A 23,659-nucleotide genomic window follows, 5' to 3' on the forward strand; every position below is an offset into this window, starting at 1 on the left:
AGTGAATGATCAAGGCAGAGTGATATTTTTCGCAGGGCGAAATTACATCGTTGCCGATTTTCAAACTTCTTCGCTGCAGGATAAGATGGGGCGCATGTCGCAATCGCGCGTCGTCGGTATTCGCTTTAAGAAATTTCTAGCCGCAGTCTGTTTGGTATTTCTGGCATTTGTCACTGTCGCCGACGCGGCAGAAAGGACCAAATACAATTTCAATCCGAACTGGAAAGTTAAGGCTGGTGACTTAGACGGCGCTGAAAAGGCAGACTTCGATGATAGCTCGTGGAAGACTGTCTCGACGCCCTACGCGTGGAACGAAGATGACGCGTTTCGCAAGAGCATCCACGATCTGCCGGTGGGTATTGCGTGGTACCGCAAGCATTTCACGCTTCCTCCCGGGAGTGCGAACCAGAAAATCTTTTTGGAGTTTGAGGGCATTCGTCACGCGGGCGAGTTCTACCTCAACGGCAAATTCATCGGGCGGCATGAGAACGGCGTCATGGCTTTTGGCTTCGACATTACCGATGCCGCGAAACCCGCACCCGAAGAAAATGTTCTGACGGCGCGCGTTGACAACTCCTGGACATATCGCGAAAAAGCATCCAACTCGACGTTTGAGTGGGCAGACAGAAACTTTTACGCTAACTACGGCGGCATCAATAAGAGCGTCTACCTGCACATGACTGACCGCTTGTATCAGACGCTGCCGCTTTATTCCACGCTTGGCACCACGGGCGTGTATGTCTACGCGCAGGATTTCGACATTAAGGGTGGGAGTGCGCGGATCACGGCGGAATCGCAGGTGAAGAATGAGTACTCCGTTGCTAAGAAATTCACGTACGAGATAAGGCTCGAGGACCTGGACGGTAAGACGGTTGCGGCCTTTTCGGGAGGAAGCTACACGCTGGCGCCCGACAAAACGAAAACCCTGACGGCTTCGGCGAAAGTGAGCGGGCTGCACTTTTGGAGTTGGGGGTACGGCTATCTTTACACGGTCCACAGTGTTCTCAAGGTTGATGGTCATGCGGTTGATGATGTGGCCATACGCACCGGTTTTCGCAAGACCGAATTTTCGAACGGAATGGTCAAGTTGAACGATCGCGTGATCCATCTGAAAGGGTATGCACAGCGGACTACCAACGAATGGCCGGCCGTGGGGCTTTCCGTGCCGGCGTGGATGAGCGACTTCAGCAATCGTCTGATTGTCGAAGGCAACGGCAACCTGATTCGCTGGATGCATGTGACCCCGTGGAAGCAGGACGTGGAGTCGTGCGACCGCGTGGGATTGATGGAAGCGATGCCTGCAGGCGACGCCGAACGAGACGCGACCGGACGGCACTGGGAGATGCGCGTGGAGTTGATGCGCGACACCATCATCTACAACCGCAATAATCCCAGCATCCTGTTCTACGAATCGGGCAACAAAGGCGTTTCCGAGGAACACATGCGACAGATGAAGGCGCTTCGCGACCAGTTTGATCCGCATGGCGGCCGGGCAGCAGGTGCGCGCGAGATGCTCGACAGCAAGGTAGCCGAGTACGGCGGCGAAATGCTCTACATCAACAAGAGCCTTACCAAGCCGCTGTGGGCGATGGAATACTCGCGCGATGAAGGTCTGCGCAAATACTGGGATGATTTCACTCCTCCGTTTCACAAAGACAGCCCGGATTACAATCGGAACCAAGATTCGCATGCCATCGAAGATGTGCGGCGCTGGTACGACTATTGGCGTGAGCGTCCGGGAACGGGAGAGCGGACGAACGCCGGAGGTGTGAACATCATCTTTTCCGATTCCAACACCCATTTTCGCGGTGAGGAAAATTACCGGCGCAGTGGAGAAGTGGATGCCATGCGCATTCCTAAAGACGGCTATTTTGCCAACCAGGTGATGTGGGATGGCTGGGTGAATGTCGAAGAGCCGCGGATACACATCATCGGGCACTGGGATTATGCGCCCGGCGCGGAGAAGAACGTGTATGTGGTTTCGAGCGCCGAGAAGGTTGAATTGTTCGTCAATGGCGAATCAAAAGGGTTCGGGGAGCAAAGCTACCGATTTCTTTACACATTTTCCAATATCAAGTGGCAGCAGGGCACGGTGAAAGCAGTGGGCTATGATGCGAGCGGTAAGAAGATCGCCGAAGCCGAGTTGAAGTCCACAGGTACGCCTGTGGCAATTCGCCTGAGAATACATACCGGACCTCAGGGTTTGCTGGCCAACGGCTCCGACCTGGCCTTGGTGGATGTTGAAGCTGTGGATGTAGACGGCAATCGCTGCCCAACGGTCCTCAACATGATTCATTTTGATCTTCAAGGGCCGGCGGAGTGGCGCGGTGGAATTGCGCAGGGACCGGAAAACTATATCCTCTCCAAAGACCTGCCGGTGGAGGGCGGCATAAATCGTGTGATCCTCAGGGCTGGGCCACAAGCAGGAAAAATAACGCTCACTGCCAAATCCGATGGACTTCGACCGGCTTCGGCCGAGATTATTTCTCAGCCGGTGCAGGTGACCGGAGGCCTCTCACTCGAACAGCGGGACGCAGGTTTGCACACCTATCTGCTGCGCGGCCCTACCCCGGCTGGTCCTTCGTATCAGATGTCGAGTGCCATGGTGCACATCGCTTCAACAACCGCGGGCGCGAACTCTGAACAAGCCATTCGGAGTTTCGACGACAACGAAACCACTCACTGGGAGAACGATGGCAAGTTGGATACGGCATGGATCGAATACGCGTTTGATCATCCGGCGATGCCCGACGAAGTTGTGATGAAACTCATGAGCTGGCGCAACCGGTGCTATCCGATTCGCATTACGGTTAACGGAAAAGAAGTATTTGCGGGTACGACGCCGGTCAGCCTGGGATATGTGCACCTGCCGCTGAAACCCGTTACGGGAACACACATGCGCATCCAGTTGACCGCGCCCGCGCAGGGCCAAGGCGGAATCAATCTGACCGAGTTGGCGGATACCAAGGAGGGCGCGGCTACCGGCGTGGGCCTCACCAGCAACGGAACACTGAGCATCGTCGAGGTGGAGATTCATCAGGCACAAACTCCTCGAGGCAATTGAACTTTGAAGCTGTTCAGTTAACAAACTTGACCGCTAACCGAAAAAGCTCATACGATACAGCCGCAACCCATTTGTGAGAGACAAGCTGGTTTGCATCTAAAGGAACATCAGAAGTCACATACGAATCATGAGTAACAACGGCTTGCTTCACGCCAGCAACATTACAAAATCTTACGACGGGGTTTGTGCGCTCAAAGGCGTTTCCTTTGAACTTCGCGCAGGCGAGGTGCATGCGCTGGTGGGTGAAAATGGAGCGGGCAAATCCACGCTCATCAAGATCATCACGGGCGCGGTGCAGGCGGATTGCGGCCAGATCAAAGTGAACGGCAAGACCATCACGCACAATTCGCCCAATCTTGCAAAATCATTAGGGATCGCAGTCATCTACCAGCAACCAAGCGTTTTTCCCGGCCTCACGGTCGCAGAGAACATCGCACTGGGCCTTGAAAAAACGGAATTCTGGAGGACGGTGGACTGGAAAACCCGCCGCCGGCGCGCTTCCGAGTTGCTGGAGCGGATCAGCGCGAAGATTGATCCCGATGCTGAGGCGAGTGAACTGACCATGCCTCAGCAACAGCTCATGGAAATCGCGCGGGCACTCGGCGCCAATGCCAAAGTCCTGATCCTGGATGAGCCAACTGCATGCCTTTCCGAAAAAAATACTGAAAGTCTTTTCCGCATTTTGCAAGAGTTGCGTACCCAGGGTGTGGGGATCATTTACATTTCTCATCGTCTGGATGAACTGGCAGTCATTGCCGATCGGGTAACAGTGCTGCGTGATGGTTCGGTCATCACCACGCGCTCCATGTCTGAGGTGAGCCGTCAGGAGTTGATTCATTTCATGGTTGGGAGGGAGCTCTCCGCGGTTTTCCCAAAAAAAACCGTCCCGCTTGGAGCAACGGTTTTGGAACTTCGCCAGTTCAAGCGCCCGAGTACGGGCGGCGCAGGAGTGAATCTTTCAATTCGAGCAGGTGAAATCGTGGGATTTGCCGGACTGGTGGGCGCCGGGCGGACCGGACTGGCCAAAACTATTTTCGGTTTAACGCCAGCGGAGTCTGGAGAGATTCTGGTACACGGCAAAGCCGTCAGCGTTCGTACTCCAGAAGAAGCGATCAGGCATGGTATTGCTTACCTGCCCGAAGACCGGCGCCATCACGGCGTGATTCCTCAGATGTCCATCAGCACGAATATTACGCTGGCTTCTCTCAACGCACTCGTGCGTCGAGGCGCCATCAACTTTCAAAGCGAAAGAGAGACAGCGATTGATTACGTGCGACGCTTCGCCATCAAGACGCCGGCAATTTTCGCTCCGGTGGCGACACTCTCCGGCGGCAACCAGCAAAAAGTCGTGCTGAGCAGGTGGCTGGCAACCAAGCCTGCAGTGTTAATCCTGGATGAGCCGACCCAGGGCATAGACGTGGGCGCCAAGTCGGAAATCCACGCATTGATGGGCGAGCTTGCGGCTCAAGGTATGGCCATCCTCATGATCTCTTCGGAGCTGCCGGAAATACTTGGAATGTGCGATCGGGTTGCCGTGATGTGCGCCGGCGTGATCGCCGGGATTCTGGAGCGCGATGAAGCTACGCAACAAAAAATTCTTGGGCTGGCGCTCGGGCATGGAGCCGGAGAAGCAATGACACCTGCGGCAGATGGCAGCGTTCTGTAATGAGCCAACACAAACAACGCCGTCTGAGTTTCTACCTCAACCGTTACCGCCGAGAGCTTGCGGTCATGCTCGCCTACGCCGCGTTGCTGGCTGTGGCCGCTTTGGTTGCGCCTTCGTTCTTCAGCGCTGCGAACTGGCGCGATCTCATCATGAACAACATTCCCGTACTGGTGGTTGCAGTTGGAATGACCCTGGTAATCCTGGTGGCGGAGATTGACATTTCAGTTGGCTCGCAATTTGCGGTATGCAGTCTGACGGCAGCATGGCTGGCGAAGGCTGGAGTACCGATCATCCTGCTGATACCGTGCGTTCTTGTTGTGGGTGCGATCATCGGTAGTCTGAATGGTGTTTTGGTGGCGCGATTGCAGTTACCTTCGATCATCGTGACGCTGGCAACCATGGCAGTGTGGCGCAACTCATCGCAGTGGATCACACAAGGCGCCTGGGTTCAGGACTTGCCGGATAATTTTCAATGGTTTGGCCTTGGCCAGAAGACTGGCGAAGCATTGATTGTGGCGATTGCGTTCGCCGTGTTCTTGATTTTTGCCTGGGGGCTGCGTCATCTGGTGGCCGGCCGTGCGGTGTACGCTGTTGGTTCTGACACAGAGGCAGCGCGGTTGGCGGGCATCAGCCCGAAACGCGCGGTCTTCAGCGTGTTCATCCTGATGGGTGTGCTTACGGGGCTGGCCGCAATTCTGAATGCGGTGCGCTTTTCAGCGGTGCCGAGCAACGCAGGTGTTGGCCTGGAGTTAAAGGTAATCGCTGCGGTTGTAGTCGGCGGGACTGCGATCAGTGGTGGACGCGGTACGCTGCTCGGAACTTTCATCGGTGTAGCGCTGCTGGGCACGATTGGTAACGCGCTGACGTTTGCCGGGATCAATCCATTTTGGGAAAAAGCGATTCAAGGAGCAATCATTCTGGCGGCAGCGGTTTCTGATGCTACGCTGGGACAACTGAAACATGGCAGATTCAATTTCTTCTGCACGGCCCTCCATCAAGACTAGAGAGCCGTGGCGGGAACGGCTGTTTCCGAACTACGAATGGACTTTGTTGCTGGTCGTGCTCTTTGAGTGCGCCGTCTTCAGCCTGACGGGAAACAATTTTCTCAGCTCGGTCAACGCATTCGAGGTGCTCCGGTCGAGCGTGGAGATTGGACTGCTTGCCCTGGCACTCACACCGGTGATTATCTCCGGCGGTATTGATCTCTCGGTAGGCTCCATGATGGGGCTGGCAGCAGTGGTCTTCGGAAGCTTGTGGCGCGACGCGCACCTGCCAGTGCCCGTGGCTGCAGGTGCTGCGCTGCTGGTTGGTCTGGCAGGCGGGGGATTGAATGCACTCTTGATCGCCCGTTTGAAGCTGCCTCCGCTGATTGTGACCCTGGGTACATTCTCGCTGTTTCGCGGTATGGCAGAAGGGCTGACGCGTGGCATTGAGAACTACTCGGGTTTTCCGCCAGGCTTCCTTTTTTGGGGCCAGGGTTATATTGGAAGTGTGGTTCCGGCACAGTTGTCGATCTTGCTGGTGGCAGTTGCAGTGACTGTCTGGTGCATGCATCGCACGGCATTTGGCCGTACGCTTTATGCAATCGGGTACTCTGTGGAAGGAACGCGTTATGCCGGAGTGCCGGTTGCCCGCCGCCTGAGCGTTGTATATCTGTTATCAGGGCTGGCATCAAGCCTGGCGGCAATCATCTACGTGGCGCATCTCGGGCAAGCGAAATCCGATGCAGGAACAGGATACGAATTAATTGCGATCGCCGCAGTTGTGCTGGGCGGCGCTTCCATCACAGGAGGCCGGGGCACGGTACTCGGCACGGTGTTGGGTCTGTATGCCATCGTGATCCTGGAAAATGGATTGCGCATGAGCGGCGGACCGGCGGAGCTGACTGGCATCCTAACGGGTGTGCTGTTGCTGGCCACGGTTGGGTTGAAGCGTTTCTCTACCAGTGACAGACGGACGGCACAAACTACTTCAGAGGAGATAGAGATGAAGAACTGGCAGGTTGGGGTCTTGACTGCCGCGATTCTGGCCGGAGCCTTGATTGTGGCAGGAAGTAATTGGCTGCTCGTGCACTCGTTGCGGCAGGAGCTCATAGATGGACACAAGAGTGAGTCCGCCGCTTCAGGAACAGGAAGCACTCCACGAGCACACAGAACCCAGATTGCTATGATGCCCAAAGCGAAGGGTGATCCGTATTTCATCAGTTGCCGCCAGGGCGCTGAGGAGGCTGCCAAAGAGCTGGGCGTTGATTTGCTGTGGGATGGCCCGACCGATCTCGACCCGGCAAAGCAGAACGAAGTTGTGGAATCATGGATCACTCGCGGCGTGGATGTGATTGCGGTCAGTGTCGAGAACAAAGCCGCAATTTCGACGGTGTTGCGCAAAGCCCGGGCCAAGGGCATCCGCGTTATCACATGGGATGCAGATGCCGAGCCGGATGCACGCGATTTCCTGATCAATCAGGCGACTCCGCAAGGCATCGGCTACGCGCTGACCGACGAAGCCGCGGGAATTCTCAACAGCAAGGGAGACTTCGCAATCGTCACGGCTAGCCTGAGCGCAGCGAATCAGAACGAGTGGATCAAATACATCAGGCAGCGGCTGGCGGAGAAGTATCCTCAGGTCAAGCTCGTTGCCATCCAGCCCAGTGACGGCGATCGCGACCGCGCGTTTGCCGAGACGCAAACCCTGCTCAAGGTCTATCCTCAGGTGAAAGTGATCATGGCGATTGCGGCGCCGGCGGTCCCCGGAGCTGCCGAGGCAGTGAAGCAATCGGGCCGCTCGGACGTCAAAGTCACCGGCCTGTCACTGCCCACAATGTGCAAGCCCTACGTCAAAGATGGCACCATCAAGAGCATTATTTTGTGGAACACGGTTGATCTGGGTTATCTGACCGTCTATGCCTCCAACGCGCTGAGCTTGGGAGAGCTCAAGCGCGGCGACACCGGAATCAAAGCCGGAAGGCTCGGGAAAATTGACGTTGTTGGCGATGAGGTCCGCTTGGGCGCGCCATTTGTGTTCGATAAAAATAACATTGACAACTTCAATTTTTGAGAATGTGCGTGAGTTCGTGTATACATAATTTTATTTCGCTTAATTTTATTTTTTGCTCTCGTTGCAGGATGGTGTTTATGAAGGTCCAAGAAAAGCTTCGCTATCTCGAAGATCGCTGGGATGACCAGATTGCGCGCTCGCTTGACGCTCCCGACCTTCTTCGCTACCGCTCGAATGTGCTGGGTTCAGATTTACGCATCACGAACTTCGGTGGGGGAAACACGAGTTCAAAAATTACTGACGCCGACCCTATTGACGGCTCAAAGCAGACGGTGCTGTGGATCAAGGGAAGCGGTGGCGACATTGGCAGTATTCACAGAAAAGGGTTCGCGACGCTGTATCTTGGCAAGCTGCACGCACTGGCAGACCGCTATCGCGGTGTAGATTTCGAAGATGAGATGGTAGAGATGTATCCGCTGTGCGCATTTGGGAACAATACAGTTGCTGCTTCTATTGATACGCCGCTTCATGGGTTCCTGCCGTATGAGCACATTGACCACCTGCACCCTGATTGGGGTATTGCGCTGGCAGCCGCGGCCAATGGATTGGAAAAAATGCAGGAATTCAACCGCCGCTTCAAACAAAAACTGGTATGGGTGCCATGGCAGCGTCCCGGGTTCGAACTGGCGATGATGCTGCGCAAGGCCGTCGAGGCCAATCCGAAATGCACTGGAATCGTCCTGGGCGGGCATGGCCTGTTCACCTGGGGTGAGACGCAACGCGAGTGCTACCTGAATACGATCACCATCATTGATCAGTTGGGCCAATTCGTTCTTGAGCACGTGGAGCAGAAGGGAAGTGGTCTATTCGGTGGAACCCGATGCAAAACCTTGGAAACCCATCATGAGCTAGCGCTCGATGTTTTTCCTTTCGTGCGTGGCCGGGTTTCCAAAAACCAGCGGATGATCGGCAGTTTCAATGATCTGCCAGAGGTGCTGCAATTCGTGAACTCCCAGGATGCCGGGGAACTTGCTCACCTGGGGACAAGTTGCCCTGATCACTTCATCCGGACCAAGATTCGACCGCTGTTTGTTTCCTGGGAGCCGACCAGCAACCTGGGTGGCTTGCGGGAGAGCATTGACGCAGCGTTGACAAAATATCGTGACGAATACAAGCAATATTACGAATCATTTGCTGGATCCGACTCTCCCAAGATGCGTGATGCGAGCCCCACGGTTGTGTTGATACCGGGAATCGGCATGTTCAGTTTTGGGAAGAACAAAACCGAGGCGCGAATCACCGGAGAGTTTTATACGAATGCAATTCACGTGATGGAAGGGGCGACGTCGCTGGAATCGGGACGCGTGCCCAAGACCTTGCCGCAAGCCGCGCCTGCAGCGAAAACGAGTGCATTCAACGTGCATACGAACTACGTAGCGTTGCCTCCATCGGAAGCGTTTCGCATTGAGTACTGGCAACTGGAAGAGGCGAAGATCCGCCGGCAGCCTCCGGAGAAGGAGTTAAGCAGGCGCGTACTCGTAGTGGTCGGCGGTGGCAGTGGAGTCGGACGAGCAGTCGCCGAGCTTGCTGCGCAACGCGGCGCACATGTCGTGGTTGCCGATCGTGACATAGATTCGGCGAGTAACGCTGCCTCGCAGGCGCAGAAGAGCATTGGCAAAGAAGGTGCAATGGCTGTTGCCATGGATATCCGGGAACGTGTTGCGATCCGAAAAGCTTTGCGCGAGGCAATCGCGTTCTATGGCGGCATAGATATTCTCATTAATACAGCGGCGATATTTCCAGCGTCGCCGGATGGGCGCATCTCAGACGCTCAATGGGGCGTGACCCTCGATTTGAACGTTACCGCCAATCACCGGCTTGCTGAAGAAGCCGCATATGTTTTTCAAGAGCAGAACCTCGATGCGAGTATCGTGCTGACCAGCTCAGCGAACGCCGTGGTCCCGAAGTGCGGCAGCGAAGCCTATGATGTAAGCAAGGCCGCGGTGAACCATCTGGTCCGTGAATTGGCGATTTCTTTGGCGCCCAAGGTGCGCGTGAATGGGATCAGTCCGGCAACCGTAGTTAAGGGTTCCACCATGTTTCCGCGAGAGCGCGTGATAGCCTCGCTGACGAAATATGGAATTCCCTTTGAGACGTCGGCTACCTACGATCAACTCCGTAATTTACTGGCTGGCTTCTATGCCAAACGAACTCTGACGCATCAGCCAATTGATCCGGAAGATTGCGCAGCGGCAATATTGTTTCTTGCTGGACCGCAATCGCGGTGCACGACCGGCCACCTGATTCCCGTAGACGGTGGCCTTACAGAGGCGTTCCTTCGATAGCCGAGGGGGAGCAGATGAGTACACAAGCCCACGTGGCCGTTGATTTAGGTGCTGAGAGTTGTCGTGTATCGCTCTTGCGCTGGAGTAACGGAATTCCAGAAATACGGCTTGTTCATAGATTCCCGAACTCTCCGATCTCTGAGCGAGGTGGACTCCGATGGGACTTGGAAAATATTTTGCTCGGTGTCGAGAAAGGACTGCGGCTCTGCGCCAACATTGCGGAAGAAGGAATCGCGGCGGTCGGTGTGGACGGTTGGGCGGTGGATTACGTTCGTCTCATGCCAGACGGGAAAATCGCTGGTAATCCATTTTGCTATCGCGACGAACGAACGATTGCAGCGGAGAAAGAAGTCCGTCAGCGCATTCTGCCAGACCGACTGTACGCACTTACAGGAATTCAGTTGCTTTCTCTCAACACGCTGTACCAGCTCTACGCAGACGGGCCAAGTGCGACAGACCAGAGCGCAAAGTGGCTTAATTTGCCTGAATTCATCACATACCGACTAGGTGGCAAGCCCGTTGCCGAGTACACGAATGCAACCCACACGCAATTGGTAAGCCTTGGAACACATGAGTGGTGCGAGGAAATTTTTAAGGCTGCCGGGCTTGACCTCTCTGCCGCTCCCGAAATCGTGCCAACCGGGTCTGTTGTGGGAGCTATGGAGGGAAAATTAGCCGGTCGGCCCGCATTCAAGAATACGAAACTTATTGTCCCTGCTTGCCATGACACAGCATCTGCGATTGCGGGCATCTCTGCTGATGGCGACGACTGGGCATTCATCAGTTCCGGGACATGGTCGCTGGTTGGGACGCTGCTCGATTCTCCCTGTATGCATGACGCGGCACGTTCTAAGAACTTCACGAACCTGGGAGGCGCGGGCGGGAAGATCTGCTTTTTGAAAAATGTAAATGGGATGTGGCTCCTGCGTCAGTGCCTGCAACATTGGGAATCTCGAGGATGGAAGTGCGACATTGCAGAGCTGATCAAAGAATGCGAGACCCTGCCTGCGCCCGATTATTGTTTCGATGTGGACGCTCCTGGTTTGCTCTCATCCGGGGATATGCCCAACAAAATCAATGCGCAGCGCCAACACGCCGGGTACCAACCCTTTCCTGAGGGAGACCAAGGCATAGCGCTCATGGTCAACAGCATTTTCCATAGCCTGGCCCTTCGTTACGCCAGCGTATTGAACGACATTGCAGACGCTACCAAAAAGAAAATGACCCGGTTGTATATCGTGGGTGGTGGCAGTAAAAATGATTACTTGAACCGACTTACAGCCGAGCGCACCGGGCTGGAAGTTCTGGTTGGGTCAAGTGAGAGTTCGACGGTTGGCAATTTTGCAATCCAGCTTGCTGCTCTTCGGGGCGACATGACTGCAGCCGGGGTGAAACACTCATCGGTCGCCCAATGGGCTGGAGTGCTTGGTGCACAGCCTGTAATCTGCTCTCTGGAAGGCGCAGCACGATAAGCGGAAATCTCGGCTGGATTGAAGCTTCTGTGTTCGATTGGAGACACCATGAGTAAAGATGAATCAGCAACGGTCGTATGGCAAGCGCTCGATAAACTGAAAGTAGAACTGCCATCGTGGGGGTTTGCCAATACGGGTACCCGTTTCGGGAAATTCATCCAGTCAGCGGCGGCAACTTCAATCGAAGAGAAGTTCAGCGATGCTGCCCAGGTGCATGCGGTCACGGGTGCTTGCCCAACTCTGGCACTGCACGTGCAGTGGGACCTTCCCCGAGGATTAAAAGACGTTGGAGCGGTTGAAGGTCTGATCAAGAAATATGGCATCCGCCCAGGTTCGATTAATCCGAACGTTTTCCAGGACCAGGAATATAAGTACGGATCCGCCGGCAATCCAAATCCTGAGATTCGGCGCAAAGCGCTGGATCACATCCTGGAATGTATTTCCATCGCCGATGCTCTAGGTTGCCGAGATATTTCTCCGTGGTTCGCGGATGGTTCCAATTATCCGGGAACGCAGAACATGCGAAAGAGAATCGAATACTTCGAAGAGGGACTGAAAGAAGTTCATTCTGCGCTCAAACCTGGGCAACGCTTGCTGATCGAATATAAGCCCTTTGAACCAGCCTTCTATCACACCGACATCGCCGATTGGGGCATGGCGTTTCTGTTGGCGAAGGCGGCTGGTCCTCAGGCCCTCGTGCTGGTTGATACCGGCCACCATTACCAGGCACAGAATATCGAGCAGATCGTGGCATGGCTGCTGCACTTTACGATGATTGGCGGCTTTCACTTCAACGACCGGCGCTATGCCGATGACGATCTGACTCTAGGTTCGATTGACCCCTATCAAGTCTTTCGGATTTTCCATGAGATTCTCATGTACCAGTGGGAGACCGAAGCCGCTGCAGATATTGCTTACATGGTGGACCAAAGCCACAATCTGAAAGGGAAGATTGAAGCGATGATTCAGACGGTGTGCACGGCGCAAGAGCTCTATGCAAAGGCAGCGCTTGTAAACCATGAGCGGTTGTCAGCGTTCCAGAAAAACTGCTCTTTGGTGGAAGCCGAGGAGACCCTTAGAGGCGCATTCTGGCAGGATGTGCGCCCGGCAATCCGTGAGTGGAGAAAAGCCAAGGGGTTGCCCGAAGATCCGCTCAAAAGTTTCAAAGAGAGTGGCTACCTGGAACGTATTACTCGCGAACGTAAGGAGCGCAATCTGGGTGCGACCGTAAGCTACGTGTAAGGGTTTCGGGTTTCTTTGCAGCAGAATTGAAGAGACCCGTCGTCTAAGAGGGCGGAGTTAAACCCATGAGTGTGTCGTTGGGGTAGATGTGGTCCACGTTTTCCGGAGTAATCAACTGGTGCCGAATAAATACGGCTGGCGGCGTCAGTTTGTGGTCCAGAAGTTGTAAAGCAAGCCGCATCACGCTCGAGCCGTATTTTTCCGGAAAATAAGCAATCGAACCGATGAGACGCGTATTGAGTTCACGTAACTCTGCGCGACCTTCGGGTTCGGCGTTGTGGCCAACGATGGCGCATTCGGAGGCGCGTCCGGCCTCCTGAAAAGCGCGCAGCGCGCCCAGGGCGCTGGAGTCGGTGGCGGCACCGACAAGAATGCGCTTGGATTTCGATTGCCGAAGATGTTTGCGCATGCGATCCTGGCTGACCCCGAACTGGCCGTCGCCATCAATGTGCAGGATGCGGCAGGAGTCGGGGACGCTCATCACCTCATGAATGCCGGTCAGCATGCCTCGAATTCGTGCCTGCGGTACTGAACCCGCACGAGAGATTTCCACCAGCACAATCTCATCGGCTGCACCTTGCCAATGCTTGCTAGCCCAGCGGCCCAGATGTCGTCCGCCCAGGAGGCCTGCTTCATAGTTGTTGGCGCCAAAATAAGTTGCTCCGGGATGTGGGATATCAATAGCGATGATGGGAATATTACACTCCAGATATTTTCTGGAAATCGCAGGCGCGACTGCCTCATCTGCCTGGAACTCAATCACCAGATCAACTGCTTCCCGAAGCAGGTAATCAGCATTGCGCAGGGCAATCTTGGCGTTATAGCGGTTGTTCACCATGATCAATTCAACCTGTGCGCTTTCGGCAGCGCGAACCAGGCTGGCAGCGACCTCGCGCGGGAACGAGGCATCCTGGCCATGCCCGGCATACCCAATTCGGTAGCGGCGGCCGGGACGCAGATCAGATACCAGCCGGTATTCGTTCACACCTACTTTCTCGATGATGTTGCAGGCGTGCAGCGTGTAGAGAAGCCGGAAGCACAGCCCCTTGTTGAACCCGGTGCGGGCAACAACATCACGCAATCGCAACACTTCGCCCTTGTAGTGAAAGGCGGCAAGAACCTGCGAAGCGTGTATTACCGACTGAACTATATAGCGATCGTGATTTGAAGGATTCACGTTTTTTATTTGCAATTCCTCTCCAAGAATGCCCGAGCGCGTTTCGCAGTATATAACAAAATTGCAGGCTGTGTTAAAGCAAGGGGCGCACCTATCAGCAAGATTACATGCATCCAACTCCCTTGTTTGTAGGTACTTATCCAGCTCAGCGTTCGCCTTATCCTGTTTTGTAGGGCAAAACACAGGCTTATTGGAAGAAAGTGCTTGATTGAACGAAACAGGCGGGTAAATATGCTCACCGCGCAGTGTTCAGCGGGGGTTTGGGGTGGTTGATTGCTTTTGCGGCCGCTGGGTTCGCAGCACAACTGGCCCTTGGGTTGGAAATGTGGGGATAACAAACCACTTTTTCCTGCACCGAAGTTGATTCCGGAGGGGGGAGTCTCGCAATGTTAAGAGCGTATCGAAGCAAATTGGTTTGTACATGTGTGATGGGTTTGATTCTGTTGCTGTCCGTCTGGGCCGCAGCCCAAAGCAACCGAGGCGGTATAAGCGGCACGGTTACCGATCAGCATGGTCTGATTGTGGCGGATGCAACCGTAGTGATTACCAATGTGGGCACCAACGAAGGGATAAGGCTGCATCTATCGAGCGCCGGTTCATACAGCGCCCAGAACCTGGAGCCGGTTATTTACCGCATCGAGGTACAGGCGCGCGGCTTCAAAAAGGAAGTCATTGAGAACGTCAAAGTGGATACCGCAACAACGGCAACCAAGAACGTTGTGCTGCAGCCGGGAGCGACCACTGAGACGGTTGATGTCACCTCGGACGCGCCGCTGATTGACACCCAATCGGGCACTGTTGGCCAAACCGTTACAGAGCGCCAGATCGCGGACATTCCGCTGAACAACCGAAGCGTGCTTGACTTGGCCATCACTGCTCCTACGGTGAATGGAGTCGTTGGCACTGAAGATCCCGGCGTCACCGCGGGGGCACCGGTCCCTGGTTTCAATTTGAGTTTGGGTGGCGGCCGTCCGGGAAGCTCCGCGATCCTGGCCGATGGGGCCAACAATACGGGCATCGGAATTGCGCGCGAAGTCGTAAGCTTCACGCCCGAGACGGTGCAGGAGTTCACCGTACAGACCTCGGCCTATTCGGCGGAATACGGCCAGACCGGTGGCGGTGTTATTAACGCGACTACTAAATCGGGAACGAATGATCTGCGCGGCACGGCGCTGTGGTATACACGCAACCCCTCGACCAGTGCAAGACAGTTTACGACACAGCTCAATCCTCCTCCCAACAATCTGCGCAGCAACCAGGGTTCGCTGACGGTGGGCGGACCGGTGGTGATCCCAAAGCTTTATAACGGCCATGATCGGACTTTCTTCTTCTTTGCCTTCGAACCCCGCTGGCGCCAGGACTTCCTGACGGTGGGCTCACTGCTTCCCACTGACGCCATGCGCAACGGGGACTTCACCGGCTTAACGCGCACGACCAGCGGCTGGCTGCCAAACAGTGTGGCGCAGCAATTTAGTCTCGCGTCGGTCGGGCCTGCCACAATTTTTCGGCAGTTCACTCTCGGAGCCAATGGCCAAATGACGCCTTTGACCACTCCTGTCCAGTTTGCCACACCTAACGTAATCCCCCAGAACTACTTGGACCCAACGGCGCTCAAGGCGCTGCAGTTCATGCCGCACGCGGGCGCATATTTCCTGGATGCGAATGGAAACGTAAAGAATTTTCTGGTCCATCGCTTTGTGCAGCAGAATGAAACCCGTTATACAGCCAAGGTAGACCATACCCTTACCAACTCGAACCATATGAGCTTCCGCTACACGCTGGTTCCGGCGGTAGGCACAACTGGTTTCGGCAGTGACGTGAATGGCAATGGCGGATCCTACAGCTATTCTCAGCAAGCTGTGATTTCAGATACTCAGACCTTTTCGTCCAGCATAATGAACGAGGTGCGTCTCGACTACACGCGCGGCACATTCAGCAACGACTTTTCGCCGCGGTTCAACATCAAGTCAGGCGAAAACCTGGCCACGGAGTTGGGGCTCCCCAGTCTTACCAAGGGTGGAACGCCCCTCTTTCAAGTCAGCACGGATGCGAATGGGTTCGACGCCTTTACTAATATCGGTTCTTCGGGATCTACGAACAATTACAACGTTGAAGAGCGATACAACATCGCGGACACGGTTTACATGACCCGCGGCAACATGAACTGGAAGTTCGGCATTGATCTGGACCATTCGCTGCTGAATGTGATTCCATTTTTCGGCGCCTCGGGCGGCCGCTGGGACTTCAGGACTGCCCAGACCAGCATGGTGTTCGGCTCAACGTCCACGGCCAACGGAGGGAATCCGTTTGCCAGCTTCCTGCTAGGAGTACCCAACCTGGTGTTGGATCGCCCAGTCCTGATTTCGTACCACTACCGTTGGAACAGCGCCGCTGCATTCATACAGAATGACTGGAAGCTGAAACCCAACCTTACGCTGAATCTGGGCGTGCGTTACTCCCTGCAACTGCCGCGCGTAGAGAAAAACAATCTGCAGGGCGAGTTCCTGCCGCAGTTGGCACAAAGCTTCGGGCTGACTACACCGGTCACACTTCCTGGCAGCGGACAAGTGGTTAGCTCCATCATTGTCCCCCCGTTTGCTTACGCCGGACTTGGTGGACGGTCAAAGTACCTCACTCCAATCGAGCGTTACAACTTCGAACCGCGCATTGGTTTCGCGTGGTCTCCATTCTCAGGAGGGCGAAGCCTTGTGATTCGAGGTGGTTACGGACTTTCTCACGTTCCTCTTACGGGAAACAACCGGCTACCCAATCCTGATTTTGGCGGGACGGTCAATATATCAACCACGACGACCGGATCAACCGGCGCAGTTGATCCGACCTCTGCGGTACGATTGTCAAGCAATCCGCCGCTCTTGAATCCTTCGCTTACGCCGCAGACCGCGCTGAACATCCCCACAAACGGGCTGGTTTATCTGGGCAGTTTGGGTATTCCGGGATTCGCGGTTTCGAATAATTCAAAGATCCCCTATGTGCAGAACTGGAATTTATCCATGACGTGGGAGCCGTTCCGCAATACCATCTTCCAACTGGGCTATCTCGGCAGCAAAGGAACGCATCTGTTCCTGCCGCAGATTAATTCCAATCCTCGTGACTTCAACCTTATCGAGGCCATGGACACCGCGACGCAACTACCTCCCGGTGCTACGAAGACCGGTACTCCGGCAACGCCAGATACCACTATTGTTGATCCACTTGGCCGCAGAGATCTGGCTGGAAATCCGCTTTCGATACCTCTAGGAAGTCTGGCAAGTGTGTATGGAGGTTTCAATAATCTCTTTACCTATTTTGATTCGGGGGGAAGCAGCATCCTTCATGCCGGCTATGTAAGTATGCAACGGCGAGTGGGCACAGGCCTGACGTTTACCGCCAACTATACCTACGGTAAATCCATTGACAATGCCTCCGACGCCGGTCCTGACAAGAACGTGCTTACGTCAGGCACGACGCAGGGCGGTGATGTAACCTTTGGAGCGCCGCTTAGCCTTGATCGCTCGGTATCTGCCTACGACGTCAAGAATGCGTTTAGCGCGACTTACATCTATGACGTCCCGTTCGGGCAGGGCCACAGGTTCCTGACCAATGCGGGGACACTGCTCAATACTCTACTGGGCGGCTGGACTACGAGCGGGGTCTTCCGGCTGCAAAGTGAATATCCTTTCTTGCCGACAATCTCAGACGCGAACGGCCTGAACGCTACCCTGACGCACACCGTTCGTCCAGACATTGTTCCCGGCGTGCCGCTGATTAACCCAAATTACAACCGCAACTGCATAGCCAGCAGCGTTTGCGAACCTTACCTCAATCCCGCGGCATTTATGCGTCCCGTGAAGGGCCAATTGGGGAATGCCTCTCGTACTCTTGATGTCCGTGGACCGATACAGCAATACTTCGACGTCTCGGTGCAGAAGACTTTCAGTCTCGGCGGCGACGGTAAGCGCAGATTGCAGATCCGCGTGGATGCTGTCAACGTTCTCAATCATCCTATCCTCCAGTTGACTTCCGGTAACTCCGGTCCCGACTTTATGGGCGCGCCCAATGAAGGTACTATCAGTGTCGCCTATCCGTCGGGCGTGGCAACCCCCACCAGTCTCACAAACGCAGAATACGCCGCTTGGGCGGCTTTCAACGGGCAACCGGTGTCAGCAGGTACCTTGAACTCGATTGAAGCGATGGTGGACAGTTTCCGGGCGAACGGTGGCAAGGGCGCGTTGCCACTGGACTTCTTCCATATTCAGCTTCCCACGGGCTTTGCCACCACAAACGCAAATGCCTTCGACATCAGAACTTTAAACGGGTACAAGCTATGGCGCCTGCGGCAAGCCTACAACCCCAACTTCGGACAACTTCGTGATCTCGGATTGCCGCGTTACATCCAGTTCGGTATAAAGTTTTATTTCTGATCGAAGCAGCATACATTAGCACCTTCGTAATTCTTCAGCCGGTGGTGGGATCAAACCCGCCGCTGCCGCTGAACGCGCTTTACGAGAAAATCAAGAACCTGGCTTAAAGTGACATTAAAGCATTGTGGATCCTGATTACATATCCGCAGAAATAGCGGAGGTAAGAGTATTTACACGTGGAGGATTTAATAGTGCAAACAAGGCGCCTTTCGGTTGTCGCCGTCGTTGCAATCGCCATGGCCTTGTTCCAGGGAATAGCCCCGAGAACCGCCCTGGCCCAGCCCAGCAAGACAAATTTCAAATTCAGTTTCGGACAGGGAAAGGCTGAACGGGATTATCTCCAGGTTTTGCCAACCGCCGCCTACGTCAAAGACCGTGGGTACGGTTTTATTGGCGCTTTGCCGGTGCCCGCAAAAGAGCCGGGTAAAGCGAAGACGCCGCCTGGCAGCTTATGTACTGACGGCAAACCATTTTTGTTTACGGTTGATGTGCCCGAGGGGAATTACAGCGTTTCGGTTACCTTGGGCGATAAATCGAGCGAATCCACAACCACTCTCAAGATGGAAGCGCGCCGTTTGGTGCTGGAAAAAGTGCATACGGCGTCGGGGAAGTTCGAAACTCGAAAGTTCACGATCAACGTTCGGCGTAGTCAATTGAACTCGGGCGAGATGGTCAGATTAAAGCGCGACGAGCAATCCAATCTGGATTGGGATGACCAGTTGACCTTTGAATTCAACAATACCCATCCGTGTGTTCAAACGCTTGAGATCAGCAAGGCTGATGATGCCATCACCGTTTATATTGCGGGAGACTCTACCGTGACCGATCAAGCGAAGGAGCCCTGGGCCGCCTGGGGACAAATGCTGCCCCGGTTCTTTAAGCAGGGTGTCGCCATCGCCAATCACGCTGAATCAGGAGAGTCTCTGAAGAGCTTCATGGGAGAGCACCGTCTGGAGAAGGTTCTGGAGACGATCAAAGCCGGCGATTATCTGTTCATCCAATTTGCGCATAATGACCAGAAGCCGGGCTCTTCTCATGTAGATCCATTCACCACTTATAGAGATACTCTCAAGCTCTACATTGATGAAGCACGAAAGCGCAAGGCCATTCCAGTGCTGGTGACTTCAATGCACCGCCGAAACTTCGACGCAGACGGAAAGATAGTAAACACGCTCGGAGACTATCCCGAGGCCATGCGCTTGTTAGCCAAAGATGAAAACGTGCCGCTGATAGACCTGAATGCCATGAGCAAAACATTGTTCGAAGCCATGGGACCGGACGGAACATTGAAGGCTTTTGTGCACTATCCTGCGGGAACTTTTCCGGGGCAGGAGGCCGAACTTAAAGACAATACCCATTTCAATGCTTACGGAGCCTATGAGCTGGCCAAATGCGTGGTCGAGGGCATCAAAGAGAACAAGCTTGGTCTTACAAAATACCTAGTTGATGACCTGCGGCCTTTTGATCCCCGCCATCCCGACGCGCTTCCGGACTGGAGTTTGCCGACAAGTCCGATGAGTACGGAGGCAAAGCCAGAAGGCAATTGAAGAAATAAATGACCTGCATGATGAATTGGAATAAGAAGCTTTCTTGGGCACTAATAATAACGATAACGGTGCTCGTCTCCGCGGCTTACGCGGATGTCACGCTGCCCGATATCTTGAGTGATGGAATGGTGCTCCAGCGCGACCAGCGTGTACCAGTTTGGGGCAAGGCCGATCCGGATGAGGCCATTACCGTTAGCTTCGCGGGCCAGGTCAAGAAAACCAAAGCCGACCAAGAAGGCAAATGGCGCGTTGACCTTGATCCCATGCCTGCCAATGCAGCCTCCGCCACCATAACAATCACCGGACACAACGTGATCGAATTGAAAAATGTTCTTGTGGGCGAGGTCTGGCTTTGTTCAGGCCAGTCGAACATGCAGCGCACCTTGCCCGAGACCAATGACGGCGACGCCGCGATTGCGGCCGCCGATCACCCCACCATTCTTCTCTTCGACGTAAGCCGCGAGGTTGCGTTCAAACGCAAGACCGGCAAGTTGGGGATGTGGCAGGTGTCTTCGCCAGAGTCAGTCAAGCCATTCTCCGCGGCATGTTATCACTTCGGGGTAGAGTTGCAGAAAGAGCTGCAGGTTCCTATTGGTTTGATTAATTCGTCATATGGCGGGTCGCAGGCCGAAGCTTGGACACCGGTGGAGTATATTCTGGCATCGGACGATCTTCGTCCGTGCGTGGAGCGCACCAAAATCTGGGACGAAGAGAGGCCCCGGGTCAAGGCTGAGTTTGATGAAAAGATGAAACAGTGGCGTGATGCGGTCGAGAAGGCAAAGGCCAACGGCACTCGCGCACCCAACGCGCCGCGCGATCCGGATGCGCTGCGCCCCTACCGCATTGCCGCTTCCATCTACAACGGCATGATTGAGCCACTCATACCATTCGCCATCCGCGGCGCGATTTGGTATCAGGGAGAATCAAACGAGGACCGTGCGCAACAGTACGGCATCCTCTTGCCCACAATGATTCGGGCTTGGCGAGAGCGCTGGGGACAGGGAGATTTCCCCTTCGGCATTATCCAGCTTCCGAGCTATCGAGACGTCCGCCCCGAGCCCACCGATGAGCCTTGGAGCTTTTTGCGTGAGGCACAGCGGCGCACCGCTTTGACAATTCCCAAAAGTGGACTCATTGTAACGATTGATATAGGTGAAGCTCATGACATTCATCCTAAAAACAAGCTTGAAGTTGGCAAGCGCATGTGCCGATGGGCGCTGGTGGATGTGTATGGCCGCAAGATGGTGAAATCAGGCCCAATGTTTCTCAAGGCAAAGATAAGTGGGTCGAAGATCATTCTTACGTTTGGCGAAGTGGGGCAAGGATTGAAAATCAAAGATGGCAGCAAACTCGACGAGTTTGCTATCGCCGGGGCGGACCATCAATGGCATTGGGTCGATGCGACGATTGCTGGAAAAGATCGGGTGGAAGTTCGGTCTCGTCTGGTGCCGCATCCCGAGGCAGTGCGGTATGCGTTCAACAATAATCCGCAGCATCCTAACCTTACCAACGAAACGGGACTGCCGGCGGCCCCGTTCCGCAGTGATGATTGGCCGGGACCAACGGACGGCAAACGCTAACAGTGCTCAGGAGAAGAATGATGATCAGAGAAAGTTTGGCAGCTTTGCTGCTGGTTTTGTTTTCGTCAACCGTTGGTTTTGGCCAGCAAGCTGCGTCCTCTCAGACTGGAGACGGCGAGGCTGCTTTGGTTTTGCCACAGGATCAAGGCGGTGGAAAACGCGCCTTCCGGCTCGACGGATTTTTCTATGAGACCACCGAGGGACGCACAACCTTCCCCGCGCAAATTACTGGTAAGGAGCGAAGCCTTCAGAGCAAAGGATTCGAAAACCAAGCCAAGATGGCTGACGGCCGCACGGTGAATATCTCGGTCAAACGGGAAGGCCACAATTTCATCATTCGCTTGGGTGCTCAGCCTGACTCCGGCATTACCAAATGGGGCTTTGCCGTGGCTTCGACGCAGGAAGAATACTACACCGGGCTCATGGAACGTGTAGTGGACGGGCCGCAACAGGCTTCATGGGCGCCTGGCCTGAAGCAGGCCATGGATCTACGCGGGCAAACCATTGAGATGATCCTCAAGCCCACTACCTCTATATATGCTCCATTCTATGTTTCATCCCGTGGCTATGGTTTATTTGTAAAGAGCCTGTGGCCGGGTCGTGTTGATTTCGCCGCGAGCGATCCCCAGCGGGTCAAGATTGAATTTGAAGGTCCAAGTCTCGAATTCAAAGTGTATATCTCTGATGACCCCATGGAACTGGTACGTGAGCATGCGCTCGATGCCGGCCCGCCCTTCCTGCCTCCTAAGTGGATGTACACGCCTTGGCGATGGCGTGACGAGCACACGCAGTTGTCGGAGTACTATGACGGCACGCCAGTGACGGGTCCGTTCAACTCCCAGGTCATGGAAGATGTGCTGATGATGCAAGCCTTCGGCATTCCCGACGGTGTTTACTGGATTGACCGTCCGTGGGGGCCAGGGCCATTGGGATACGACGATTTTGAAATTGATGCCAAGCGTCTGCCCAATTTTCCTGAGACGATCCGCTGGGTCAATGAAAAACATATGCAAATGATGATGTGGATCGGCCCGTTCTTCCAGGGCAACATGGCGAAAGAAGCCATGGCGAAAGGCTATACCTTGCCCGGCCAGAAGCCGACACGAAATAACTATCCACTGGCGGATTTGACCAATCCGGCGGCAAAGAAGTATTGGCAAGATGGTGTGGCGAAGTTGCTTAAGCTGGGAGTCGTTGGATTTAAGATGGATCGTGCTGAAGAGGACATCCCAGACGGCGGTCCTTACAACGTTTTTGATGGCCGCTCGCTCCGCGAAAACCGCAATGCTTATCCCGTCATGTACCTCAAGGCGACATATGATGTGACAAAAAAATATCGCGAGGATGATGATTTCGTCCTCATGCCTCGTGCCGCCTACACCGGCAGTTCACCCTACGGAGTGTTCTGGGCTGGTGACATTACCGGCACCCAGGAAGGCCTGCGGGCGGCGATCATCGCCGTGCAGCGTTCTGCTGTGATGGGCTATCCCAACTGGGGTTCCGATACCTGCGGTTATACCAATAAGGCAATTGACCAGGAAGTCTGCGGACGCTGGCTGGCCTTCAGCAGCTTTACCCCGATCATGGAGGTCGGTCCAACCCAGAACGTTGGATTCTGGAACCTGCCACGTGATCCGAGTTACGACCCTGTACTGATCGCGCTCTGGCGGCTTTACGGAAGGGTGCATGTGCGCCTGGCTGACTACAGTTACAAGAGCGCTCGGACCGCGCATGACACAGGTACACCAATCGTGCGCCCGGTTTTTCTGGTTGATCCTAAGGCTTCACAGGCGTGGGCGAACTGGCATACGTATCTTTATGGGCCAGATTTGCTTGTCTCCCCAATATGGGAAAAGGGAAGGCGCACCCAGGAAGTCTACCTGCCCGCTGGTGAGCGATGGCGTTATGCCTGGCGGCCAGACAAGATTTACCAGGGTGGCCAGACGGTCACCGTTGATGCGGAACTCTACCAGATTCCGCTGTTCATTCGTGTGGGTTCGAGCGTTGACCTGGGCGACCTGAATCAGGAATATCAGGAATCACTCGCGATTGCCCAGAAGAAGCCGGACTTGAAGGCATTAGATGCAGAAGTAAGTGAGTGGTTCGCGAAGAACAAGCAGGGGACAGCGAAGAAATGAAGATGGCCGGCGT

12 protein-coding genes are annotated in these 23,659 nt (G+C 54.8%); 11 read left to right on the forward strand and 1 reads right to left on the reverse strand.

Annotation, left to right across the window (positions count from 1 at the left end; translation table 11 throughout):
* Positions 1-94: 94 nt before the first annotated feature.
* The 7 genes from VK738_01950 to VK738_01980 all read left to right on the forward strand — a co-directional run bounded on the left by VK738_01950 (position 95) and on the right by VK738_01980 (position 12,783).
* Positions 95-3,064, forward strand: a complete 2,970-nt coding sequence (locus VK738_01950; protein HTD21385.1) for a DUF4982 domain-containing protein — start codon at positions 95-97, stop codon at positions 3,062-3,064.
* Positions 3,065-3,191: 127 nt separating this feature from the next.
* Positions 3,192-4,730 (forward strand): sugar ABC transporter ATP-binding protein, encoded by a 1,539-nt coding sequence (locus VK738_01955; GenBank protein HTD21386.1) that lies wholly within the window; start codon positions 3,192-3,194, stop codon positions 4,728-4,730.
* Positions 4,730-5,734, forward strand: a complete 1,005-nt coding sequence (locus tag VK738_01960) for an ABC transporter permease (GenBank protein ID HTD21387.1) — start codon at positions 4,730-4,732, stop codon at positions 5,732-5,734. The genes VK738_01955 and VK738_01960 overlap by 1 nt, the downstream gene beginning before the upstream one ends.
* Positions 5,691-7,784 (forward strand): substrate-binding domain-containing protein, encoded by a 2,094-nt coding sequence (locus VK738_01965; GenBank protein HTD21388.1) that lies wholly within the window; start codon positions 5,691-5,693, stop codon positions 7,782-7,784. Before VK738_01960 ends, VK738_01965 begins: the two co-directional genes overlap by 44 nt.
* A 77-nt stretch (positions 7,785-7,861) precedes the next feature.
* On the forward strand, positions 7,862-10,069 hold the full coding sequence (locus VK738_01970) for a bifunctional rhamnulose-1-phosphate aldolase/short-chain dehydrogenase (protein HTD21389.1): 2,208 nt from the start codon (positions 7,862-7,864) through the stop codon (positions 10,067-10,069).
* 14 nt (positions 10,070-10,083) lie between these two features.
* On the forward strand, positions 10,084-11,541 hold the full coding sequence (locus VK738_01975) for an FGGY-family carbohydrate kinase (protein ID HTD21390.1): 1,458 nt from the start codon (positions 10,084-10,086) through the stop codon (positions 11,539-11,541).
* 48 nt (positions 11,542-11,589) lie between these two features.
* Complete coding sequence (locus VK738_01980; protein ID HTD21391.1) at positions 11,590-12,783, forward strand: TIM barrel protein; 1,194 nt, start codon at positions 11,590-11,592, stop codon at positions 12,781-12,783.
* A 43-nt stretch (positions 12,784-12,826) separates the two neighbouring features.
* On the opposite strand, the gene VK738_01985 is transcribed toward VK738_01980, so the two are convergent.
* Positions 12,827-13,975, reverse strand: a complete 1,149-nt coding sequence (locus tag VK738_01985; protein HTD21392.1) for a substrate-binding domain-containing protein — start codon at positions 13,973-13,975, stop codon at positions 12,827-12,829.
* Between the two features lie 419 nt (positions 13,976-14,394).
* Between VK738_01985 and VK738_01990 the strand changes: the two genes are divergently transcribed.
* The 4 genes from VK738_01990 to VK738_02005 all read left to right on the forward strand — a co-directional run bounded on the left by VK738_01990 (position 14,395) and on the right by VK738_02005 (position 23,646).
* Complete coding sequence (locus VK738_01990) at positions 14,395-18,381, forward strand: carboxypeptidase regulatory-like domain-containing protein (GenBank protein ID HTD21393.1); 3,987 nt, start codon at positions 14,395-14,397, stop codon at positions 18,379-18,381.
* 191 nt (positions 18,382-18,572) lie between these two features.
* Positions 18,573-19,928, forward strand: a complete 1,356-nt coding sequence (locus VK738_01995) for a rhamnogalacturonan acetylesterase (GenBank protein HTD21394.1) — start codon at positions 18,573-18,575, stop codon at positions 19,926-19,928.
* A gap of 17 nt (positions 19,929-19,945) precedes the next feature.
* Complete coding sequence (locus VK738_02000) at positions 19,946-21,508, forward strand: sialate O-acetylesterase (protein ID HTD21395.1); 1,563 nt, start codon at positions 19,946-19,948, stop codon at positions 21,506-21,508.
* Between the two features lie 17 nt (positions 21,509-21,525).
* A complete protein-coding gene (locus VK738_02005; protein ID HTD21396.1) occupies positions 21,526-23,646 on the forward strand; it encodes a TIM-barrel domain-containing protein in 2,121 nt (706 codons plus the stop codon).
* The last annotated feature ends 13 nt before the right edge of the window (positions 23,647-23,659 follow it).

The sequence above is a fragment of the Terriglobales bacterium genome (assembly GCA_035487355.1).
Lineage (GTDB): Bacteria > Acidobacteriota > Terriglobia > Terriglobales > Acidobacteriaceae > QIAW01.